Origin of the sequence: uncultured Lutibacter sp. (genome assembly GCF_947495725.1) — a bacterium.
In the GTDB taxonomy this organism is placed as follows: domain Bacteria; phylum Bacteroidota; class Bacteroidia; order Flavobacteriales; family Flavobacteriaceae; genus Lutibacter.
Genome location: NZ_CANLZZ010000007.1, coordinates 23,609 through 41,692, shown reverse-complemented (window position 1 = coordinate 41,692; position 18,084 = coordinate 23,609). Strand labels below are relative to the sequence as shown.

Sequence of the window (18,084 nt, the reverse complement as noted above, 5' to 3'; positions counted from 1 at the left end):
TAATTAACTATTTTTTTAAAAGTTTTTCAAACACCCAAGCAGGGCCAATTAATAAAAATTGTAAATCCTTAAAAAAGGAAGGTTTTTTTCCTTCTAATTTATGTCCATAAAATTGACCAATCCAGGCAATTACAAATATGAATAATGAGGTGTAAAATAACGGTAATACATTGGATAAGAAATAGTTTCCTACCAAACATATTATTGAGAAAGTTAACATTCTTACAAAAACAGAAAACGATAGCTGTATATAAAAAAACATTGTAATAAGTAATACTAAAGCTGCCCAATTTTCAATAAAAGGATTGTTTATATTTAATAAATTAGAAATTCCATTTGAAGGAATACTCATTAACAAACCTACAATACTAAAAAATATTGCTGGTACACATATATAATGAATCAATTGGTTTGTTTCGTTTAGATGACTTTCAGAATATTCTGTAAACCATTGGTCTTTAGTTCTCATAATTTTGTTGTTAACACTCGTTAACAATTGTTAACGTTTTTTTAAGTTCTTTTAGTATTATTTATAGCATTTTTGTGTTGATAAATTAATAAAAGTAATACTACCTAACAAAGCTAAAAACAAACCAATATATGTTAAACATTTTTAATAAAAAAAGATTTTTAATACAATTAATAATGCTTGTGTTTATTATGCAAGCTTCCTATTCACAAAGTATAAAAGGCATTGTTTTAGATGAAGATAAGTTACCTCTAGAATTTGTTTCAGTTGCATTATTGCAACCTCAAGATTCTTTGTTGGTAAAATATACCTCAACAAATAGCGATGGAAAATTTGAAATGTCGGGATTTAAAGAGGGGAAATACTTAGTTCAAATTTATCTTATGACATATCAAGCAGATCAAAGAATTGTATCTATTAATAATACGGAATTGGATTTAGGTATTGTTTCTTTAAAAAGAGAAGTTAATCAATTAAATGAGGTTACAATAAATGCAATTGTTCCAATTAAAATAAAACAAGATACTGTTGCTTTTAATGCTAAAGCATTTAAAGTAAAGCAAGATGATAATGTTGAAGATTTAATTAAAAAACTACCAGGAGTGCAAATTGATACGGATGGTACCGTAAATGCTCAGGGTGAAGATGTGCAGAAAATTTTAGTTGATGGTAAAGAATTTTTTAGTAATGATATGTCTATTGCTTTAAAAAACCTAAATGCCGATGCTATTAAAAGTGTACAAATTATAGATGAAGAAAGTGATGAAACAAGAACTACAGGAGTAAAAGATGGCGAGAAAACGAAAATTATTAACCTTGTTTTAAAAGAAGGGAAAAAATCGGGTTATTTTGGTAAAGCGGGAGCAGGTATTGGTACTAACGATAGGTATCAAACTAATTTTGATTTAAATAGGTTTACAAAAAACTCTCAGCTAGCATTATTTGGAAAGTTAAACAATATAAATAATACCGGAGCAACTGTTTTTAGAAGAGATGGAAGTATTGGAGGAAGTAATAGCGGTTTTTTAACCACTGGAACAGCAGGAGCAAATTATAACTATGAGTTTAAAAAAGATTTAAATTTTAATATAGATTACTATTACGGTTATTCAAATAGGGAAGAGGACGAGTCTTCAAACAGAACCGAATTTACCGAAGATTTATTTTTCACTTCCAAAAGAGATAATACCAATGAAAACATATCCAATAATCATAATATTAATTTTAGCCTAAGAGATAGAACCAAAGAAGGTGAGTATATGGAATTTAGGGGGAAATTTAAAAATGATGTAAGAGAATCGGACACTAATAATTCTACCGTATATTTTGATGAATATAATAATGAAGAAACAACTAGTGAAAGAATAACAAGAAGTGATGATGATAGAAATAATGGGAGCTTAAATTTTAATTTGTCTAAGAAGTTAAATGACAAAGGAAGAAATTTACGAGTTAGAAGTGGTATTTCGTTTAATGATAACAGTGATATGAATTTTCAGGATTCGTCAAATAAATTTAATATAACAGATAGTGAAAATTTTTCTGAAACTGAAGAAATTACAACAAGAAATGAGAATAATAAAGCGCTAAATTATAATGTTTCTGTAAGATTTATGGAGCCAATTATTCAACATCATTTTATTAGTTTTTCTACAAGTGTAAATAATAATAATAATGACGAAGATGTTGAGCAAAACAAATCAATAAATGAAATTGAACAAGATCCCTTTAAATTTCAAATAGATTATGATAAAAATATATTTCGAAATCAATTAGGATATGTGTTTAGTAAGGATAAAATTCAGTTATATGTTTCTGGAGCTATAGAAAATCTAAAGCAAAATTTAGATTTAGACAATAGCGTTGTAATAGATAATAAATATTCTAATTTTTTACCAAAAGCAATGTTTAATTACGAATATAAGAAAGGTAAACGAATTAGAATTAGATATGAGAAAGATGTTGTTTTACCAAATTTAAATCAGGTTACTCCAGTAATTAACGATTTTAATCCATTATTTATATCGGTTGGAAATACAAATATAACTCCGGAGAAAGAAGATGATTTCACTGTTATGTTTATTTCTCACGATTTTCAAAAAGCAACCAGTTTATTTTCATTTATTGGATACACAAAAACTACAAATGCAATTGTTTCGACCCGAACAATTTTTGATAATTTTAAAAGAGAATCATCCTTTGAAAATTTTGGAGAAAAATCAACTCTTCGAGGACGATTAAGCTTAAGTAAAAGAATTAATAAAATAGGACTAAGGTACTCTTTGCGTGGAGGAGCAAATTTTTCGGAATATACAACTGTAATTAACAATTCGTATAATGATACCGATAGCAAAAGTTGGGATATGGGAATTAGCCTTAGTAACGAAAATAAAAATAAGGTTGATTTAACGGTTGGTGCAAATTATAATTTTAATAAAACATCATATTCGTTACAAGATCAAGATAGAGATTATGTTAAGCAAAATTATTATACAAAATTAGATTGGGATTTAACAAACAGTATAACATTTGATACTCAATTTGATTATTCATTATATACCGATAATAATTTTGATTCACAAACAATTCCTATTTGGAATATGGGAGTAGAATATGCATTTTTAAAAGGAAAAAGAGGAAACTTAAAACTTCAAGTATTTGATATTTTAGATAAAAATTTAGGAATAGAAAGAACAAGTTCTGATAACTATTTTGAAGAAACGTTTCAAACTAATTTAGGAACTTACGCTATGCTAAGCTTTTCTTATAGTATTAAACCTCCAACTGGAAAAAGTAGTAAAAGAGGAGGAGACTCGGGCAGAAGAAGATATCACGGAAGACGACATTCTTAGTTTTTAATCCACTGTTTTGCTTGCATTAAATTGTAAATGTGAGCAAAATGGTGATTACAGTGCCAAGCATAAATTCCAATATTTGTTTTTAAATTAACAGCATTATTCCCCTCTGGATGAATGAATTCTCTTTTTAATTCTTCTTCAGATAATCCTTTTAGTAAATAAACCCATTTTGCGTGTAAACTCGCTAATAAAATTAGTGATGGTTCAATTGGTCCTGATTTACTATCGAATATTTCTCCCCATTTTTCTTCAAAATAAGCTTTAATAATAGGTTTATCTTCAGTTAGTGTCCATTTAAATCGAATATAACTATTTATATGGCTATCTACACAATGATGAATTACTTGACGGATAGTCCAACCGTTTTTTCTATAACAAGTATCTAATTGATTATTTGATAAGCTTTTTACCAACAATTCTAATTTGGATGGAAACTCCTCTAATACAGCAATCCACTCCTTTATTTGTTTGCTTGAAATGTGTTTAGGAATTTTGGGTTGCCCAATAGGATATTTTAGTTTTTCAATCATTTTATAGTTTTGTCGTATTTTTTAATAAACTTTTTAGCACTTTTATTTCCAGAATCTAACGACAAGGATTTTTTATAAAATTCAATTGCTTGTAAGGTGTCACCACTAACTTTTAAGGCATCTCCATAACTATCATAAACATTGGAACTGTTTGGGTATAATTCTATATTTATTTTGAAAATATTTTTTGCCATTTCAATTTTTTTATTCCTTAGCGCTTTATAGCCAAGTGAATTAAAGTTTTTTTCATTTAAAGATTTATCTAAAGAATCCTTTTTTTGTATTGCCAAATAACCTTCTAATGCTTTTTCAAAATTGTTTTCATTTAAATATTCACTAGGTATTTTCTCAAATTTACTTAGCTTTCTAAATCTATGTTTAACGGTGTCAATATCACTTTTTGGTACAAATTCTAAATATTGAATTGATGTTTCTGAGTTTTTAGCAAAGCTAATTTTTTCATTTATTTCCTTAACAAAGAATGTGTTTTTATCAAGTTTCAATGGAGAAATTTTAGTGGCTCCACGCCATTTTAAAAACATTTCAGAATCCTCAAAATAAACTTCAATAATTTCATCAGAATTGTATAAATATTTTCCAGTTGTGGTTTTTATAAACTCAGGACTATTTGTTAAATTAGTACACGAAGTTAAGTGTAGAATAACAATTACTAGTAATATTAGTTTAAATTTCATAGGATTATTATTAAAAATGTAAATATAAATAAAACGTCTAAAAGATATCTTTTAGACGTTTTTAAATGGTATATGTAACAGTTAATTAACCTAATTTACTAATTTGTTGAAGCTTTTTAGGGTCTAATATTTCAATATTTCGATCGGAAACTTTAATTATTTTTTCTTTGTTGAACTTTGAAAGGGTATTTATTACACTTTCTTTAGAATAGCCTAACATATTAGCAAGTTCTTTTCTAACCATTGGGATTACAAAAGAATTTGATTTATAGATTTTGGCAAAATCGAGTAAAATAATTGAAAGTGCACCATCAATATTTTTTTGTGAAAGAGTTGTAATTCTATGAAAAATTCCATTTGAAACTCCTGACATATGTTTAATTAAATTTAGGGCAAAATCACCATTGTTTTTAATAAAACCTTCAAATATGTTTTTATTAATAAAACTAACTTTAGTTTTTTCTAAGGCAGTTGCAGTAAAATCAAAATTTTCAAAAGCGAAGCAACATATAATCCCTATAAATGAATGTGATTCTACTAAACCAACAGTGTAAGGCTCACCATCATTTATTATTTCTAATTTAACCAGCCCTTCATTTAAATATAAAATATTGTTTACTTCTAAACCACGTTTAATAATTGTTTCTCCAGGTTCAAATTCAACATCGACTTTATTTTTAACTAATTCGTTTTTCTCATCATTAGTTAATTTATTTAGACAGCCTTTTGCGTCTAAAAATGTATATTTAAAATCATTCTCTTTTTTCAAAAAATCGGGCATAGCATTAAATTTATTATAAAATTACATCTACAATAATGTAAAATTACATCATTAAGTATAAAAAATACCCATTAGGAATCTTTTTTTTCACAGAGCTTAGTAACTAATTTTATACAAAGATTAAAGTTGATTTATACTTAAAGAAATAAGATGGATAAGGTTTAATTTTAGTAAAGGTTTGTTTAACTTTATTTTGTTGATTATGAGAGATATAGCTTTAAAATCGTTAATTATACTTCCAGTAATAGCATTTGTTGATTACATTTTAATGATTGTTGTTGGTTGTACAAGTTGTTTGTTTGGGTTGTCAAATAGTTTTTATCAATGTACATTTTGTACTATAGGTAAAATTGTACTTATTTCTTCTATTTTGGGATTTATTATTTATCTATTTTCTGATATTTGGAGATTATATACAAGTAAATTACAAAATTCTTAATTCGGATTATTTATTAAAATTATCCATTAAACTTCTTTAGATACTTTTTTAAGTATTTTATTGTTTATCAAAAAAAAGCATTGATATATATCAATGCTTTTTTACTTGTTTTATGTAATAATAATATTATTTCACTCCAACTAATTCTACATCAAAAATAAGTGTAGCATCTGGAGGAATAACACCACCTGCACCTTGACTACCGTAAGCCAGGTTTGAAGGTATCACTAATCTTGCTTTATCTCCAACTTTTAATAATTGAATTCCTTCATCCCAACCAGGAATTACTTGTCCAACACCAATTGTAAAATCTATTGGTTGTTTACGTTGGTATGATGAATCAAAAACTTGTCCGTCTATTAATTGTCCTTTATAATGAACCGAAACCATACTACCTTTAGTAGCTGGTTTTCCATCACCATTTTGTAATATTTTATAACGTAAACCGCTTGGAGTTTCATCGTAACCTGCAGCAATTTTATCCATTGCTTCTTTAACTGCTTTTTTTGCTTCCTCTTCTCTTTTTGCTCTAGATCCTTCAAAAACTCTAAACGCTTCAACAGCGTTAAATTTTTCCGCAGCCTCACCAATTCTTATTATTTCTAAAGATTCTAAAACATCATTTTGAGCAATTGCATCAACAACATCTTGTCCTTCAACAACATTTCCAAATACTGTATGTTTGTTATCTAACCAAGGTGTTGCAACGTGAGTAATAAAAAATTGACTTCCATTTGATGCAGGACCAGAATTTGCCATAGATAAAATTCCAGGACCACTATGTTTTAATTCAGGATGAAATTCATCGTCAAAACTGTAACCAGGAGATCCAGTTCCTGTTCCAAGTGGACATCCACCTTGAATCATAAAATCGGCAATTACTCTATGAAATTTTAAACCATCATAATAAGGAGTTCCTTGTGGTTTAGATCCGTTTTCTAAATTTCCTTCTGCTAAAGCAACAAAGTTACCAACTGTTCCAGGAGTTTTTTCAAATTCTAAGTTTACTAAAATAGCACCTTTTGAAGTGTTAAATTTTGCGTATAATCCGTTATTCATTTTCTTAAATTTTATTGAACGCAAATATACATGCTTTCATTTGAAAAAAAGAATAATAACCGTTTTATGTGGTAATTGATAACTGTTAAAAAACAGATTTTTAATTATTTAGAAATAATTAATTTTATTTAGTTTCGGCAACAATAATTGTAGAATTAGTAATATTGTCTATTTTAGAAGCATCGCTAGTTAATCCGCAGCCTTTGGTAGATTTACATGATGTACTTAATAGCACAGTAAATGTAATTGCAGCGATATAAATTGTTAATTTTTTCATCTCTAATGGGGTTTTGTTAGGGTTTAAATATACTAAAAAATTATGAAGATAATTTGTTTAACGTGTATATAATTAGTTCTTCTATAGGTTTGTATGGGTTTTTACTAAAAGTTCCATTGGCTCTATTTGCAATAATAGCATTCATAGAACAAGCGTTATGACCTAATAATTTTGACAAACCATATATAGCTGAAGTTTCCATTTCTAGATTTGTAATTTTTACTCCATTATACTCAAAATTGTCTATTTTACTATTTAATTTTGGATCTTGGAGCGGTAATCTTAAAACCCTTCCTTGAGGTCCATAAAAACCAACTGCAGTTGCTGTTACACCTACAAAAACTTCATCACTAACTAGTTTTTTTTCTAAGGTTTCACTATTTTTTACAATGTATGGGCGGGCTTTTCTTGGGCTCCAATTTGTGTGTTTTATAAAAGCATCTTCAAAATCAGCTTCTAAAATATGTTCACAATCATAAGAATGTAACATTCCATCAAAACCTAAACCATATTTTGCTAACACAAAACTATCAACATCAATATCATTTTGTAATGAACCAGAAGTACCAATTCGAACTATATTTAATGAAGTATGCTCTTTTTTTAGTTGTCTTGTTTCTAAATCAATATTAAACAAGGCATCTAATTCATTCATTACTATATCAATATTGTCGGGTCCAATTCCTGTAGAAATTACCGAGATTCTTTTGCCTTTAAATAATCCGGTTATAGTTCTAAATTCTCTTTTCTGCGTTTCAAATTCAACAGAATCGAAATGTTTGGATATTTTTGGAACTCTATTTTGATCACCCACAAAAATAATATCTTGGGCAATGTTTTCAGGTTTTAAATTTAAGTGGTATACACTACCATCAGGGTTTAAAATAAGCTCTGAAGCTGCAATTTTTCTCATAACTAACCGCCTACGCGTTTTATATTATAGCCATCCTTTTTTAGGATTTCCATTATTTTGTCTCTAAATTTTCCTTGTATAATAATTTCCCCATCTTTTACACTACCACCAACTCCACATTTTTGTTTTAACATTTTACCTAGAGTTTTTAAATCAACTTCAGATCCTTGAAAACCCGTAATTACTGTTACTGTTTTACCGCCTCTTCCTTTATTAGAAAAATGCGCTTCTAAATGTTGCTGATTAGGTTCTAGTGTTTCCTCATTTTCATTCTTGTCATATTCAAAATCATTGTTAGTGGAAAAAACAAATCCACCCAAATCTTCTAAACTATTTAACTTTTTTTTACCCATTTTATTATTATATAACGTTTAGTAAAATTAATTAATTTGAAACTATTTTTTAATTTTATTCCAAATAAATATTAATGCGGCTAAAAGTTCAAAAACCAATCCTATTGCCATAATTAAGTTAGCTTGAGGGTTATTCGCAATTTTTAAAATTGCACCTGCGATTATTAAAAACACTCCAAATGTAAATACTGAAATTACTTTTTTTGAAATCATTTTATAAGTCCTAGTTCTTTTAAACGTTCATTTAAAAATTCACCAGCGGTTATATCTTCATAAACTTTTGGATGCGTATCATCAATGCATTCAGGTAAACAATTTAACGACATTTCGCTAATTGGATGTGTAAAAAACGGGATTGAATATCGTGGTTTGTCCCATTCTTCTCTTGGTGGGTTTACAACTCTATGTATTGTTGATCTTAATTTGTTATTTGTTAACCTTTCGAGCATATCACCAACATTTACTACTAACTGTTCGGGTAAAGCGGTAACAGCAATCCATTCTCCTTGTTTGTTTTGCACTTCTAAGCCCGATGCCGATGCACCCATTAAAAGTGTAATTAAATTTATGTCACCGTGTGCCGCAGCTCTAACCGCTCCTTTTGGCTCGCCTTTAATTGGAGGGTAATGGATTGGACGTAAAATACTGTTTCCGTTAATTACATACTTATCAAAATAAGTTTCTTCCAAACCAATGTAAATAGCTAGAGCACGCAAAACATAAATTGCTGTTTTTTCTAAATTTTTGTAGGCGTCCATTCCTACATTATTAAAATTTGAAACCTCTTTTACAAATACATTTTTAGGGTATTCAGCTTTTAGTTTCTCATTTCCTGCTACTTCCTGACCAAAATGCCAGAATTCTTTTAAATCACCTTCTTTTTTTCCTTTAGCACTTTCTTTTCCAAAAGAGGTATATCCACGTTGGCCTCCAATTCCTTCTATTTCATAAGATTCTTTAATTTTTTGAGGTAAATTGAAAAAATCTTTAACTTTTGCATATAAATTATTTGTTAAATCATCTGATAAAAAATGACCTTTTAAAGCTACAAAGCCAATTTCTTCGTAGGCTTGCCCAAGTTCTTTAATAAATTTTTGCTTTTTTTGTGGGTTTTCAGATAAAAAATCTGATAAATCAACACTTGGTATATTTTTCATAATTTATAATTTGATTATTAAAAATAACAAAAATTATTTGAATTTATTTATTATTGGAATGTTGTAACTTAATGTATAAATAAAACCTATACCTAAATCATTGGAAAATACACGATTAAAACCTGGAACATATAAGTTTTTAAAGTTATTAGGTTCTTTTGTACTTATCATTTTATTAATACTTATTTGTACGCCTAAATACAAATTGTTTAATGTTTCAACTTTCATTCCGGTAACAAATTCGATCCAATGCGCATTTAAATCTTTAAATTCAGTTCCAGATTCAATAGGTGAAGCTAAAAAATAATCCCCGTAAGCATTTGGAGTGTAATTGTTTAATGTTTGGTCGAAAAAGCTAAAAGCATAACGAGCTCCAATGAAAATTTCATTTTCCATTCCTTTCCAATTATCATAAGCATTATAATTAATACCTAGTTTAATAAAGGAACCTTTGGTTGAAAAATTCATATAGTCTTCCTCAGTTGTTACATCGTCAAAACCTAATTCTACAGCAGCATAGTAATTGGTAGCAACTTTAATGTCTCCAACTATTGCAAATCCTTTAGAATCTTCATCTAAATACGATTTAAGAGGTTTACTTAAATCAACTCCAACTCTAATTCCGTAACTAACTTTTGTTTTAACAGTGTCCTGCACTTTTTCTTCTTGGGAAAATGCAGTAAAACTAATTAAAAGACTAATGGAAAATATTAATATGCGATAAGGTATCATTGTCTATAATTGTATTAGTAATTGCAAACCCTTTTATCCAATGGTTTGTAGTGCTTTCTATTTCTAAATTTTCAAAAATTGTTTTGTAACCACAAGATCTTGATACAAAAATATCTTTTCTTTCGTAAGTAAAACTAATAGTATCTGAAGTTCCGCCTGAAGAAATTTCATATTTGGTGAAATTTTCATTAAAATCTAATGGTAAACTTATGGAGTCTTTTGAAGTTGAAGTAAATGATGTAATTAAGGCTTTATTTAAAGCTTTTATACTGTCAATTTCTAAAGTTTTTATGATTGTATCATTTTGAAAATCAATAAACTTTAATACTAAATTGGGTGTTGTATCTTCTAAGCAAATATCGTCTTTTTCACAGCTAATGGAAAAAAGTATACTAATAACAACTAAAAAAACTAATTTTCTCATACCTATTTTAATTCTAAAAGTACCACATTTTCAACGTGATGTGTTTGTGGAAACATATCAACGGCTTGTGTTTTAATAATATTATAATTGTCTTTCATTAAAGCTAAATCTCTTGCTTGTGTTGCCGAATTACAACTTACATAAACTATTCGTTTTGGTGAAATTTCTAATATTTTTGCAACAACATTTTTATGCATACCATCTCTTGGCGGATCTGTAATAATTACATCTGGTTGCCCGTGTTTAGCAATAAATTGATCATTAAAAACGTCTTTCATATCACCAGCATAAAACTCAACGTTTTTAATGTTATTAAATTGTGCATTTAATTTTGCATCGGCAATTGCTTCTGGAACCGATTCTACACCAATTACTTTTTTTGCTTGTTTAGAAACAAATTGAGCAATAGTTCCTGTTCCAGTATAAAAATCGTAAACAACTTCATTTCCCGATAAATTAGCAAAATCACGTGTTATTTTATACAACTCATATGCTTGCGTAGAATTTGTTTGATAAAATGATTTAGGACCAATTTTAAATTTTAATCCTTCCATTTCTTCAAAAATATGATCTTTACCTTTAAATAATATTATATTTTGATCGTATAAAGTATCGTTTCCTTTACTGTTTATTACATATTGTAAAGAAGTAATTTCAGGAAATTTTTCAGATAAAGCATTTAATAATCCTTCGCGTTTTTCCTTGTCTTCCTTAAAAAACTGAATAACAACCATTATTTCTCCTGTTGAAGAAATTCGAAGCATAATAGTTCGTAATAAACCATCTTGGTCTCTAGGGTTATAAAATTCTAAATCATTTTCAATCCCGTAATTTTTAATAAAATTTCTTATGTCATTTGAAGGGTCTTCTTGTAAATGACATTTTTTAACATCTAAAATTTTGTCCCACATTCCCGAAATATGAAACCCGCAAGCATTTCTATTGTCAATTTCTTCTTCAGAATTGATTTCATCTAAAGTAAGCCATCTACTATTTGAAAAAGAAAATTCCATTTTATTTCTATAAAAATAAGTTTTTTCACAACCTAAAATAGGAGTAACTTCTGGTAATTCTAAATGACCAATTCTTACCAAGTTGTTTATTACTTCATTTTCTTTGTAAGCCAATTGATGTTCATATGCCATATTCTGCCATTTACAACCACCACAATGTTCGAAATGTTCGCAAACGGGCTCTGTTCTTTTTTTAGAATATGTATGAAATTTAATTGCCTGACCTTCATAATATGCTTTTCGCTTTTTACCTGTTTTTATATCTACAACATCCCCAGGAACTGCGTTAGATAAAAAAATTACACGACCATCAGGTGCTTTAGCAACGGTTTTACCACGTGCCCCAGCATCAATAACTTCAATATTCTCAAAAATAAGTTGTTTTTTTCTTCTCGCCATTTTGCAAATGTACCATTTTACAACAAAAAATCACATCTTAAATTCAGCACCTTTTTTATTTTATGTTATACCAATAAAAATTACCTTTGCTGCACTTAAATTTAGATATGGCATTAATAAAATCAATCTCGGGAATACGAGGTACAATAGGAGGTAAAGTTTCAACAAATTTAACCCCAATTGATACTGTTAAATTTGCTGCAGCTTATGGGATGTGGCTAAAAGCACAAACAAGTAAAAAAGAGTTAACTGTTGTAATTGGTCGCGATGCTCGTATATCGGGTAAAATGGTTAGTAGTTTGGTAAGTAATACATTGGTTGGATTAGGTATAAACGTAAATGATGTTGGTTTATCAACAACACCAACTGTTGAACTTGCCGTAACTTTAGATAAAGCGGATGGAGGAATAATAATTACCGCTAGTCATAACCCAAAACAATGGAACGCGTTAAAATTACTCAATGGAAAAGGTGAGTTTTTAAATGCAAATGATGGAGAAAAAGTATTGGAAATTGCAGAAAACGATGCGTTTGATTTTTCTGAAGTTGATGATTTGGGTAAGTATAGAAAAAAGCAAGGTTATATAAATAAACATATTAGGGAGGTTTTAAACTTAAGCTTGGTTGATGTTGAGGCAATTAAAAAAGCCAAATTTAAAGTGGTAGTTGATGCTGTCAATTCTACAGGAGGAATTGCGATTCCGGCTTTATTAGAAAAATTAGGAGTTGAATGTGTAGAACTTTATTGTGAGCCAAATGGACACTTTCCTCACAACCCAGAACCTTTAAAAGAACATTTAACAGATATTTCAGAACTTGTAGTAAAGGAAAATGCCGATTTTGGAATTGTTGTTGATCCTGATGTAGATAGGTTAGCAATTGTGAATGAAGATGGATCTATGTTTGGAGAGGAATACACATTAGTTGCCTGTGCAGATTATGTACTAGGTAAAACAAAAGGAAATACAGTTTCTAACTTATCATCTTCAAGGGCTTTAAGAGATATTACTGAAAAACATGGCGGAACCTATAAAGCAAGTGCCGTTGGAGAGGTAAATGTTGTAGAGCTTATGAAAGCTACCAATGCCATAATAGGAGGAGAAGGTAATGGTGGAATTATTTACCCAGAATCTCATTATGGAAGAGATTCTTTAGTAGGTGTTGCATTATTCTTATCGCATTTGGCAAATTTAAAAATGAGCTGTAAAGAGTTAAGAGATAGTTATCCTAGCTATTTTATGAGTAAAAATAAAATTGAATTAACTCCGGAAATTGATGTTGATGCTATTTTAGAGCAAATGGCTACAAAATATTCTAAAGAAGATGTAATTACAATTGATGGTGTTAAAATTAATTTTGAAACCGAGTGGGTACATCTTAGAAAATCAAATACAGAACCTATAATAAGAATTTATACAGAAAGTACATCGCAATTAAGTGCAGACGAATTGGCTGTTAGAATAATTAATGAAATAAAAGAGATTTCAAAATAAAAGTTATGAAAAAAGTTATTGCAGTATTTTTTATGCTGTTTTCTGTTGTGTTTTATTCGCAAAATGAAACTGAAGAAATAAAAAAGATTGATTACCACGATTCAAAATCAAATAAAGGGAAAATGTTTGTGTATTGGGGATGGAATAGAGGTCATTTTTCAAATTCAGACATCACTTTTAAAGGAGAGGATTATAATTTTACATTAAAGGATGTGGTAAGTGATGATAAACCAAAACCATTTGGTATTTACTATTTTAAACCTGATGAAATTACCATTCCACAAACAAATTTTAGAATTGGATATTTCTTTAAAGAAAATTATACTGTGGCATTAGGCGTAGATCATATGAAATATGTAATGCGCAACAATCAAACAGTTAATTATAGTGGAAGTTTACCTGCTGGAAGTGAAATTTATACTTCAACAGGAAATGTTATCAATTTGTCGGAAGATTTCTTAACCTTTGAACACACCGATGGCTTAAACTATGTTAATGTTGAAGTTAGTAGATTTGATAATTTAGATAATTGGTTAAAATTCCCTATAAAAAATATAGATATAAATTTAACTGAAGGTGTTGGAGTAGGTGTATTGTACCCAAAAACTAATACAAAATTACTGGGTAAAGAACGTTATGACCAATTTCATGTATCGGGTTATGGAGTTTCGGCTCACGTTGGTTTAAATATTACTTTTTTTAAATGCTTTTTTATTCAGTCTAATATAAAAGCTGGATATATAAACATGGGAGATATTAGAACTACAGCAAGTACTTCTGATAGTGCAAAGCAACATTTTACATTTTTTGAAAATATGTATGTTTTTGGAGCTAGATTTAATATTTTAAAATAGGGGTGTTAATTGGTGTAATTCTCAATAATAAAGAATGATTTAAACTTATATGGATTTGTTTTTAGGAGCTTTATCTTTATGTTTAAAGCGTCTATGAGTCCAAAAATAGTATTCGGGTTGTTTGGAAATATGAGCTTCTAATTTGTCTAAATAAATATCTGTTAATTCATAATCTTTATAAGATTTTGCATCATTTGTGATTAAACTAAAAGTGGTTTCATAATATCCTCGTTTTAATTTTTTTGTTTCAAACAAAATAATATTTAAGTCAAACCTTTTAGCTAGCATTTCTGTACCTGTATGGATTGGAACTTTTACTCCGAAAAATTCCCTCCAATAAAAAGTTTTTTTCAATTGAGGAGATTGATCACTTAATAAACCATAAATGGCTTGGATGTTATTTTTATGGTTGTAATTTATTTCAGAAATTGTTTTAGAAGTTGATATTAAATTTACACCAAAACGTGATCTAGATTTTAATATTTTATTATTAAAATAAGGGTTGCTTATTTTAGTAAATGCGCCATAAGTTTTGTAATTAACAGAAGAATCTAAGCCTAAAATCCATTCCCAATTAGCATAATGCGAACCTGTTAAAATGGCACTTTTTCCATCTTTAAAAACCTCATTTAACAATTCGGCATTTGTATAAGTGTAATGTTTGTCTAATGTTTTTTTTGAAATGGTAAAAGATTTAATCATTTCCATAAAAATATCAACAAAATGACTCATCGATTTTCTTCTAATTTGTTTTATTTCTTTATCCGTTTTCTCTGGAAATGCAAGTTTTATATTGTCATAAACTACTTTTTTTCTGTAACCTACTACGTAATATAGCAGTAGAAAAATGAAATCGGAAATAATATATAGTAAACGAAATGGTAGTATTGATAACAACCAAATTAGTGGGTAAACAAGTATGTAAGTTATAAAATTCATAATATAAGGATGCAAATATCGTATTTAATTTCTTAATCAGTAAATAACTTTAAAACCATTATCATCATTTTTTTTATACATTCGCTAATATTAAAATTAAGATTAAATGAATATTGATAAAATACTGTTGCTTTTAATTGCCATTAATGTAATTGCTTCAATAAAAGGATTTGGTGATCGACTTTTTTTTGAAAAATTTAAATTTCAAATAGGAGCGATAAATAGAGGTGAAAAAATAAGGATGTTAACTTCTGGTTTTTTACATGTAGATTATATACACCTTATTTTAAACATGTATGTATTATATATTTTTGCTCCAATTATTATTATAAAATTGGGAATTATAAAGTTTTTAATACTGTATTTTGGAAGTTTAATTGCAGGAAGTGTACTAACTTTAACCTACCATAAAAATGAATTATATTATAGTGCTGTTGGAGCTTCAGGAGCAGTAGCCGGAATTATCTATGCTTCAATATTATTAAACCCTAATATGAGTTTAATGATGTTTCCATTACCAATTCCTATTCCTGGTTATATTTTTGGTATTGGGTATTTGTTATATTCTATTTATGGAATGAAAAAGCAACTTGGAAATGTAGGCCATTCGGCACATTTAGGAGGTGCAATAGGAGGTTATGCTTTAATGTTATTGGTGTATCCTCAAGTTTTTTCAATAAGTTTATCAACTGTAATAATTTTAGGTGTACCAATTGTTTTACTATTGTTATTTGGGAACAGATTGAAGTAAATTTAATGCATAAAAAAAGCCAAACATTTGTTTGGCTTTTTTTTTGAGCGAGAGACCGGGCTCGAACCGGCGACAGTCAGCTTGGAAGGCTGAAGCTCTACCAACTGAGCTACTCTCGCAATTGGTGATGCAAATATACAATCCTTTTTTACTTCTGCAAACCTTTTTTTAATAAAATTAAAATATTTTTAAGTAGTGGAATCCTAACTTTTTATATCCTTCATTTTCATAGAAAGCATGGGACTTTACGTTATGAATGTACGTGTTTAATTCAGTTGCTTCAAAACCAATACTTTGGCCGTAATTATATATCCATTTAAATAGAATTTTACCCAATCCTTTGTTTCTATATTGCTCTGTAATTATAACGTGATCGGGTTCAATAACTTTTCCACAATAATGCCTGGTTAAAAACCAAAGCCCCGAAATTCCAACTAATTTATTAAAATGGAACATTCCAACACATTTATAATGTTGTGTTGCCATATCTAGTAATCTTATTTTTAGAATCTGTTTCTCAATATTAGGGTTTAGTTCTTCTACTAAAGGAAGGGCAATTTCAATTTGCTCTTTTGGAATTAATTTAATTTCAATGTTTTCCATTTAAATAGTAAATTAGCATTGTATTGATCAATTATAGGAAAATATTTTTGAATATGCCATAGCCTATTTCGGAATATTTTTTTTATTAATTTATTATACAAGTATAAAAAAAATTAAAATGATTGAAATAAGAAAAATAGAACCTCAAGATACTTACCAAATCAGAAAAAAAGTGTTAAGGGAAGGTATTCCATTACCTTTTGAATTTAATGGCGATTTAGACAAGGATACCTTTCATTTGGGTGCTTTTAAAGATGCTAAAATAATTGCGGTTTCGAGTTATATGAAAGCTAAAAACAATAACTTTCGAGGAACTCAATACCAGTTAAGAGGAATGGCAACTTTAAAGGAATTTCAAGGTTTAGGTGCAGGGAAAATAATGATGCATAAAGCATATGAAATTTTAAAAGATTTACACATTGATTGCTTGTGGTGTAATGCGCGTAAAATTGCTGTTGAGTTTTATCAAAAGCAAGGAATGAGTACTTTTGGAGAGAAATTTGATGTAGAGTATATTGGCGAACATTATGTAATGTTTAAATATTTAAATGAATGATAAAAAACTTGTTACTTTTTTTACATATACTACTAATTTCTAATTTGTTTTCACAAGAAAAATATTCTTTGGAAGCATTAACTGGTCTTGGAGGTATTGAACTTGTAGGTGATGTAATTAAGTTACAAAAAGATACTTATGAAGCATTTCAAAAAATGCAAAATGCTGCAAGAAAAGATGGTATTGAAATAAAAATTGTTTCGGGTTATAGAAGTTTTAAAAGTCAGAAAAGTATTTGGAATAGAAAGTATAATAAGTATATTTCTCAAGGATTATCACCAAGACAAGCAATAGAAAAAATTATAGAATATTCAACAATACCAGGAACTTCACGCCATCATTGGGGAACAGATATTGATGTTATTGATGGTTTGGTTCCTATTCCTAAATCAATTTTATATGAGAAAAATTATGCTGAAAACGGGATTTATTCAAAATTAAAAAAATGGATGGATAAAAATTCTGAGCGTTATGGATTTTATTTGGTTTATAATTCTAATATTGAAAGAAAAGGATTTAAATACGAGCCTTGGCATTATAGTTACAAACCGCTTTCTGGAATAATGCTAAAGGAATATAAAGAAATAGATTTAAAAAAGTTTTATGCCAAGTTTAAACCTAAAGGTTTTTTGTATTTTAACGCTGGCTTTCTTAATAAATACTTTCAAGAGAACATAATGGATATAAATCCAAGTTTACAATAGCTAAATTTAATAGTTTATCCAAAAAATATATTAAATTTGTACATGGTTGATAAATAGGACTTAGTCTAATTTGTCAATATAGCTA

Annotated in this window: 22 protein-coding genes and 1 tRNA gene; 7 read left to right on the top strand and 16 right to left on the bottom strand. The window is 28.4% G+C overall.

Going from position 1 to position 18,084, the window contains the following annotated elements:
- Nucleotides 1-7 precede the first annotated feature (7 nt).
- The gene (locus tag Q0776_RS15200; RefSeq protein ID WP_298370085.1) at nucleotides 8-469 is read right to left on the bottom strand and encodes an Mpo1-like protein; all 462 of its coding nucleotides are present in this window, start codon (nucleotides 467-469) and stop codon (nucleotides 8-10) included.
- A 176-nt stretch (nucleotides 470-645) separates the two neighbouring features.
- On the opposite strand from Q0776_RS15200, the gene Q0776_RS15195 reads away from it, so the two are divergent.
- Nucleotides 646-3,321, top strand: a complete 2,676-nt coding sequence (locus Q0776_RS15195; protein ID WP_298370082.1) for a TonB-dependent receptor — start codon at nucleotides 646-648, stop codon at nucleotides 3,319-3,321.
- On the opposite strand, the gene Q0776_RS15190 is transcribed toward Q0776_RS15195, so the two are convergent.
- From Q0776_RS15190 to Q0776_RS15180, 3 genes are all read right to left on the bottom strand, one after another.
- A complete protein-coding gene (locus Q0776_RS15190) occupies nucleotides 3,318-3,857 on the bottom strand; it encodes a YfiT family bacillithiol transferase (RefSeq protein WP_298370078.1) in 540 nt (179 codons plus the stop codon). The two genes, Q0776_RS15195 and Q0776_RS15190, sit on opposite strands and share 4 nt — an antisense overlap.
- Complete coding sequence (locus tag Q0776_RS15185) at nucleotides 3,854-4,552, bottom strand: hypothetical protein (RefSeq protein WP_298370076.1); 699 nt, start codon at nucleotides 4,550-4,552, stop codon at nucleotides 3,854-3,856. Before Q0776_RS15185 ends, Q0776_RS15190 begins: the two co-directional genes overlap by 4 nt.
- An 85-nt stretch (nucleotides 4,553-4,637) precedes the next feature.
- On the bottom strand, nucleotides 4,638-5,333 hold the full coding sequence (locus Q0776_RS15180) for a Crp/Fnr family transcriptional regulator (RefSeq protein ID WP_298370073.1): 696 nt from the start codon (nucleotides 5,331-5,333) through the stop codon (nucleotides 4,638-4,640).
- 202 nt (nucleotides 5,334-5,535) lie between these two features.
- Between Q0776_RS15180 and Q0776_RS15175 the strand changes: the two genes are divergently transcribed.
- The gene (locus Q0776_RS15175) at nucleotides 5,536-5,772 is read left to right on the top strand and encodes a hypothetical protein (protein WP_298370070.1); all 237 of its coding nucleotides are present in this window, start codon (nucleotides 5,536-5,538) and stop codon (nucleotides 5,770-5,772) included.
- 126 nt (nucleotides 5,773-5,898) lie between these two features.
- Here the strand turns inward: Q0776_RS15175 and Q0776_RS15170 are convergent, their stop codons facing one another.
- The 9 genes from Q0776_RS15170 to rlmD all read right to left on the bottom strand — a co-directional run bounded on the left by Q0776_RS15170 (nucleotide 5,899) and on the right by rlmD (nucleotide 12,099).
- Nucleotides 5,899-6,831 (bottom strand): peptidylprolyl isomerase, encoded by a 933-nt coding sequence (locus Q0776_RS15170; protein ID WP_298370067.1) that lies wholly within the window; start codon nucleotides 6,829-6,831, stop codon nucleotides 5,899-5,901.
- A 124-nt stretch (nucleotides 6,832-6,955) separates the two neighbouring features.
- Nucleotides 6,956-7,108: a hypothetical protein gene (locus Q0776_RS15165; RefSeq protein WP_298370065.1), complete on the bottom strand. Its 153-nt coding sequence runs from the start codon at nucleotides 7,106-7,108 to the stop codon at nucleotides 6,956-6,958.
- A 40-nt stretch (nucleotides 7,109-7,148) separates the two neighbouring features.
- Nucleotides 7,149-8,021 carry a nucleoside phosphorylase gene (locus Q0776_RS15160; RefSeq protein WP_298370062.1) on the bottom strand — a complete coding sequence of 291 codons (873 nt, stop codon included), beginning with the start codon at nucleotides 8,019-8,021 and terminating at the stop codon, nucleotides 7,149-7,151.
- A 2-nt stretch (nucleotides 8,022-8,023) separates the two neighbouring features.
- Nucleotides 8,024-8,374, bottom strand: coding sequence for a translation initiation factor (locus Q0776_RS15155; protein ID WP_298370060.1), 351 nt, complete (start codon nucleotides 8,372-8,374; stop codon nucleotides 8,024-8,026).
- A 42-nt stretch (nucleotides 8,375-8,416) separates the two neighbouring features.
- Nucleotides 8,417-8,587, bottom strand: coding sequence for a hypothetical protein (locus tag Q0776_RS15150; RefSeq protein WP_298370057.1), 171 nt, complete (start codon nucleotides 8,585-8,587; stop codon nucleotides 8,417-8,419).
- Nucleotides 8,584-9,531 carry a 2-oxoglutarate and iron-dependent oxygenase domain-containing protein gene (locus Q0776_RS15145; RefSeq protein ID WP_298370054.1) on the bottom strand — a complete coding sequence of 316 codons (948 nt, stop codon included), beginning with the start codon at nucleotides 9,529-9,531 and terminating at the stop codon, nucleotides 8,584-8,586. The genes Q0776_RS15150 and Q0776_RS15145 overlap by 4 nt, the downstream gene beginning before the upstream one ends.
- 33 nt (nucleotides 9,532-9,564) lie before the next feature.
- The gene (locus tag Q0776_RS15140; protein WP_298370052.1) at nucleotides 9,565-10,263 is read right to left on the bottom strand and encodes a DUF6048 family protein; all 699 of its coding nucleotides are present in this window, start codon (nucleotides 10,261-10,263) and stop codon (nucleotides 9,565-9,567) included.
- Entirely contained in the window at nucleotides 10,229-10,687 is a 459-nt protein-coding gene (locus Q0776_RS15135; protein ID WP_298370049.1) for a DUF6452 family protein, read from the bottom strand. The genes Q0776_RS15140 and Q0776_RS15135 overlap by 35 nt, the downstream gene beginning before the upstream one ends.
- A gap of 2 nt (nucleotides 10,688-10,689) precedes the next feature.
- Nucleotides 10,690-12,099: a 23S rRNA (uracil(1939)-C(5))-methyltransferase RlmD gene (gene rlmD / locus Q0776_RS15130; RefSeq protein ID WP_298370046.1), complete on the bottom strand. Its 1,410-nt coding sequence runs from the start codon at nucleotides 12,097-12,099 to the stop codon at nucleotides 10,690-10,692.
- Between the two features lie 107 nt (nucleotides 12,100-12,206).
- Here rlmD and glmM point away from each other — a divergent pair, with 107 nt between their 5' ends.
- Entirely contained in the window at nucleotides 12,207-13,592 is a 1,386-nt protein-coding gene (gene glmM, locus Q0776_RS15125; RefSeq protein ID WP_298370043.1) for a phosphoglucosamine mutase, read from the top strand.
- A gap of 5 nt (nucleotides 13,593-13,597) precedes the next feature.
- On the top strand, nucleotides 13,598-14,446 hold the full coding sequence (locus tag Q0776_RS15120; RefSeq protein ID WP_298370040.1) for a hypothetical protein: 849 nt from the start codon (nucleotides 13,598-13,600) through the stop codon (nucleotides 14,444-14,446).
- A 45-nt stretch (nucleotides 14,447-14,491) separates the two neighbouring features.
- Here the strand turns inward: Q0776_RS15120 and Q0776_RS15115 are convergent, their stop codons facing one another.
- A complete protein-coding gene (locus Q0776_RS15115; RefSeq protein WP_298370037.1) occupies nucleotides 14,492-15,385 on the bottom strand; it encodes a lysophospholipid acyltransferase family protein in 894 nt (297 codons plus the stop codon).
- 106 nt (nucleotides 15,386-15,491) lie between these two features.
- Here Q0776_RS15115 and Q0776_RS15110 point away from each other — a divergent pair, with 106 nt between their 5' ends.
- On the top strand, nucleotides 15,492-16,136 hold the full coding sequence (locus Q0776_RS15110; protein ID WP_298370034.1) for a rhomboid family intramembrane serine protease: 645 nt from the start codon (nucleotides 15,492-15,494) through the stop codon (nucleotides 16,134-16,136).
- A 46-nt stretch (nucleotides 16,137-16,182) separates the two neighbouring features.
- Here Q0776_RS15110 and Q0776_RS15105 read toward each other — a convergent pair.
- Both Q0776_RS15105 and Q0776_RS15100 read right to left on the bottom strand, forming a co-directional pair.
- Nucleotides 16,183-16,255: transfer RNA gene (locus Q0776_RS15105), tRNA-Gly, on the bottom strand.
- 58 nt (nucleotides 16,256-16,313) lie between these two features.
- The gene (locus tag Q0776_RS15100; RefSeq protein ID WP_298370030.1) at nucleotides 16,314-16,739 is read right to left on the bottom strand and encodes a GNAT family N-acetyltransferase; all 426 of its coding nucleotides are present in this window, start codon (nucleotides 16,737-16,739) and stop codon (nucleotides 16,314-16,316) included.
- A 118-nt stretch (nucleotides 16,740-16,857) separates the two neighbouring features.
- Here Q0776_RS15100 and Q0776_RS15095 point away from each other — a divergent pair, with 118 nt between their 5' ends.
- Together Q0776_RS15095 and Q0776_RS15090 are read left to right on the top strand one after the other, a co-directional pair.
- Nucleotides 16,858-17,295 (top strand): GNAT family N-acetyltransferase, encoded by a 438-nt coding sequence (locus tag Q0776_RS15095; protein ID WP_298370028.1) that lies wholly within the window; start codon nucleotides 16,858-16,860, stop codon nucleotides 17,293-17,295.
- Nucleotides 17,292-17,999, top strand: a complete 708-nt coding sequence (locus tag Q0776_RS15090) for a M15 family metallopeptidase (RefSeq protein WP_298370026.1) — start codon at nucleotides 17,292-17,294, stop codon at nucleotides 17,997-17,999. The genes Q0776_RS15095 and Q0776_RS15090 overlap by 4 nt, the downstream gene beginning before the upstream one ends.
- Nucleotides 18,000-18,084: the final 85 nt, after the last annotated feature.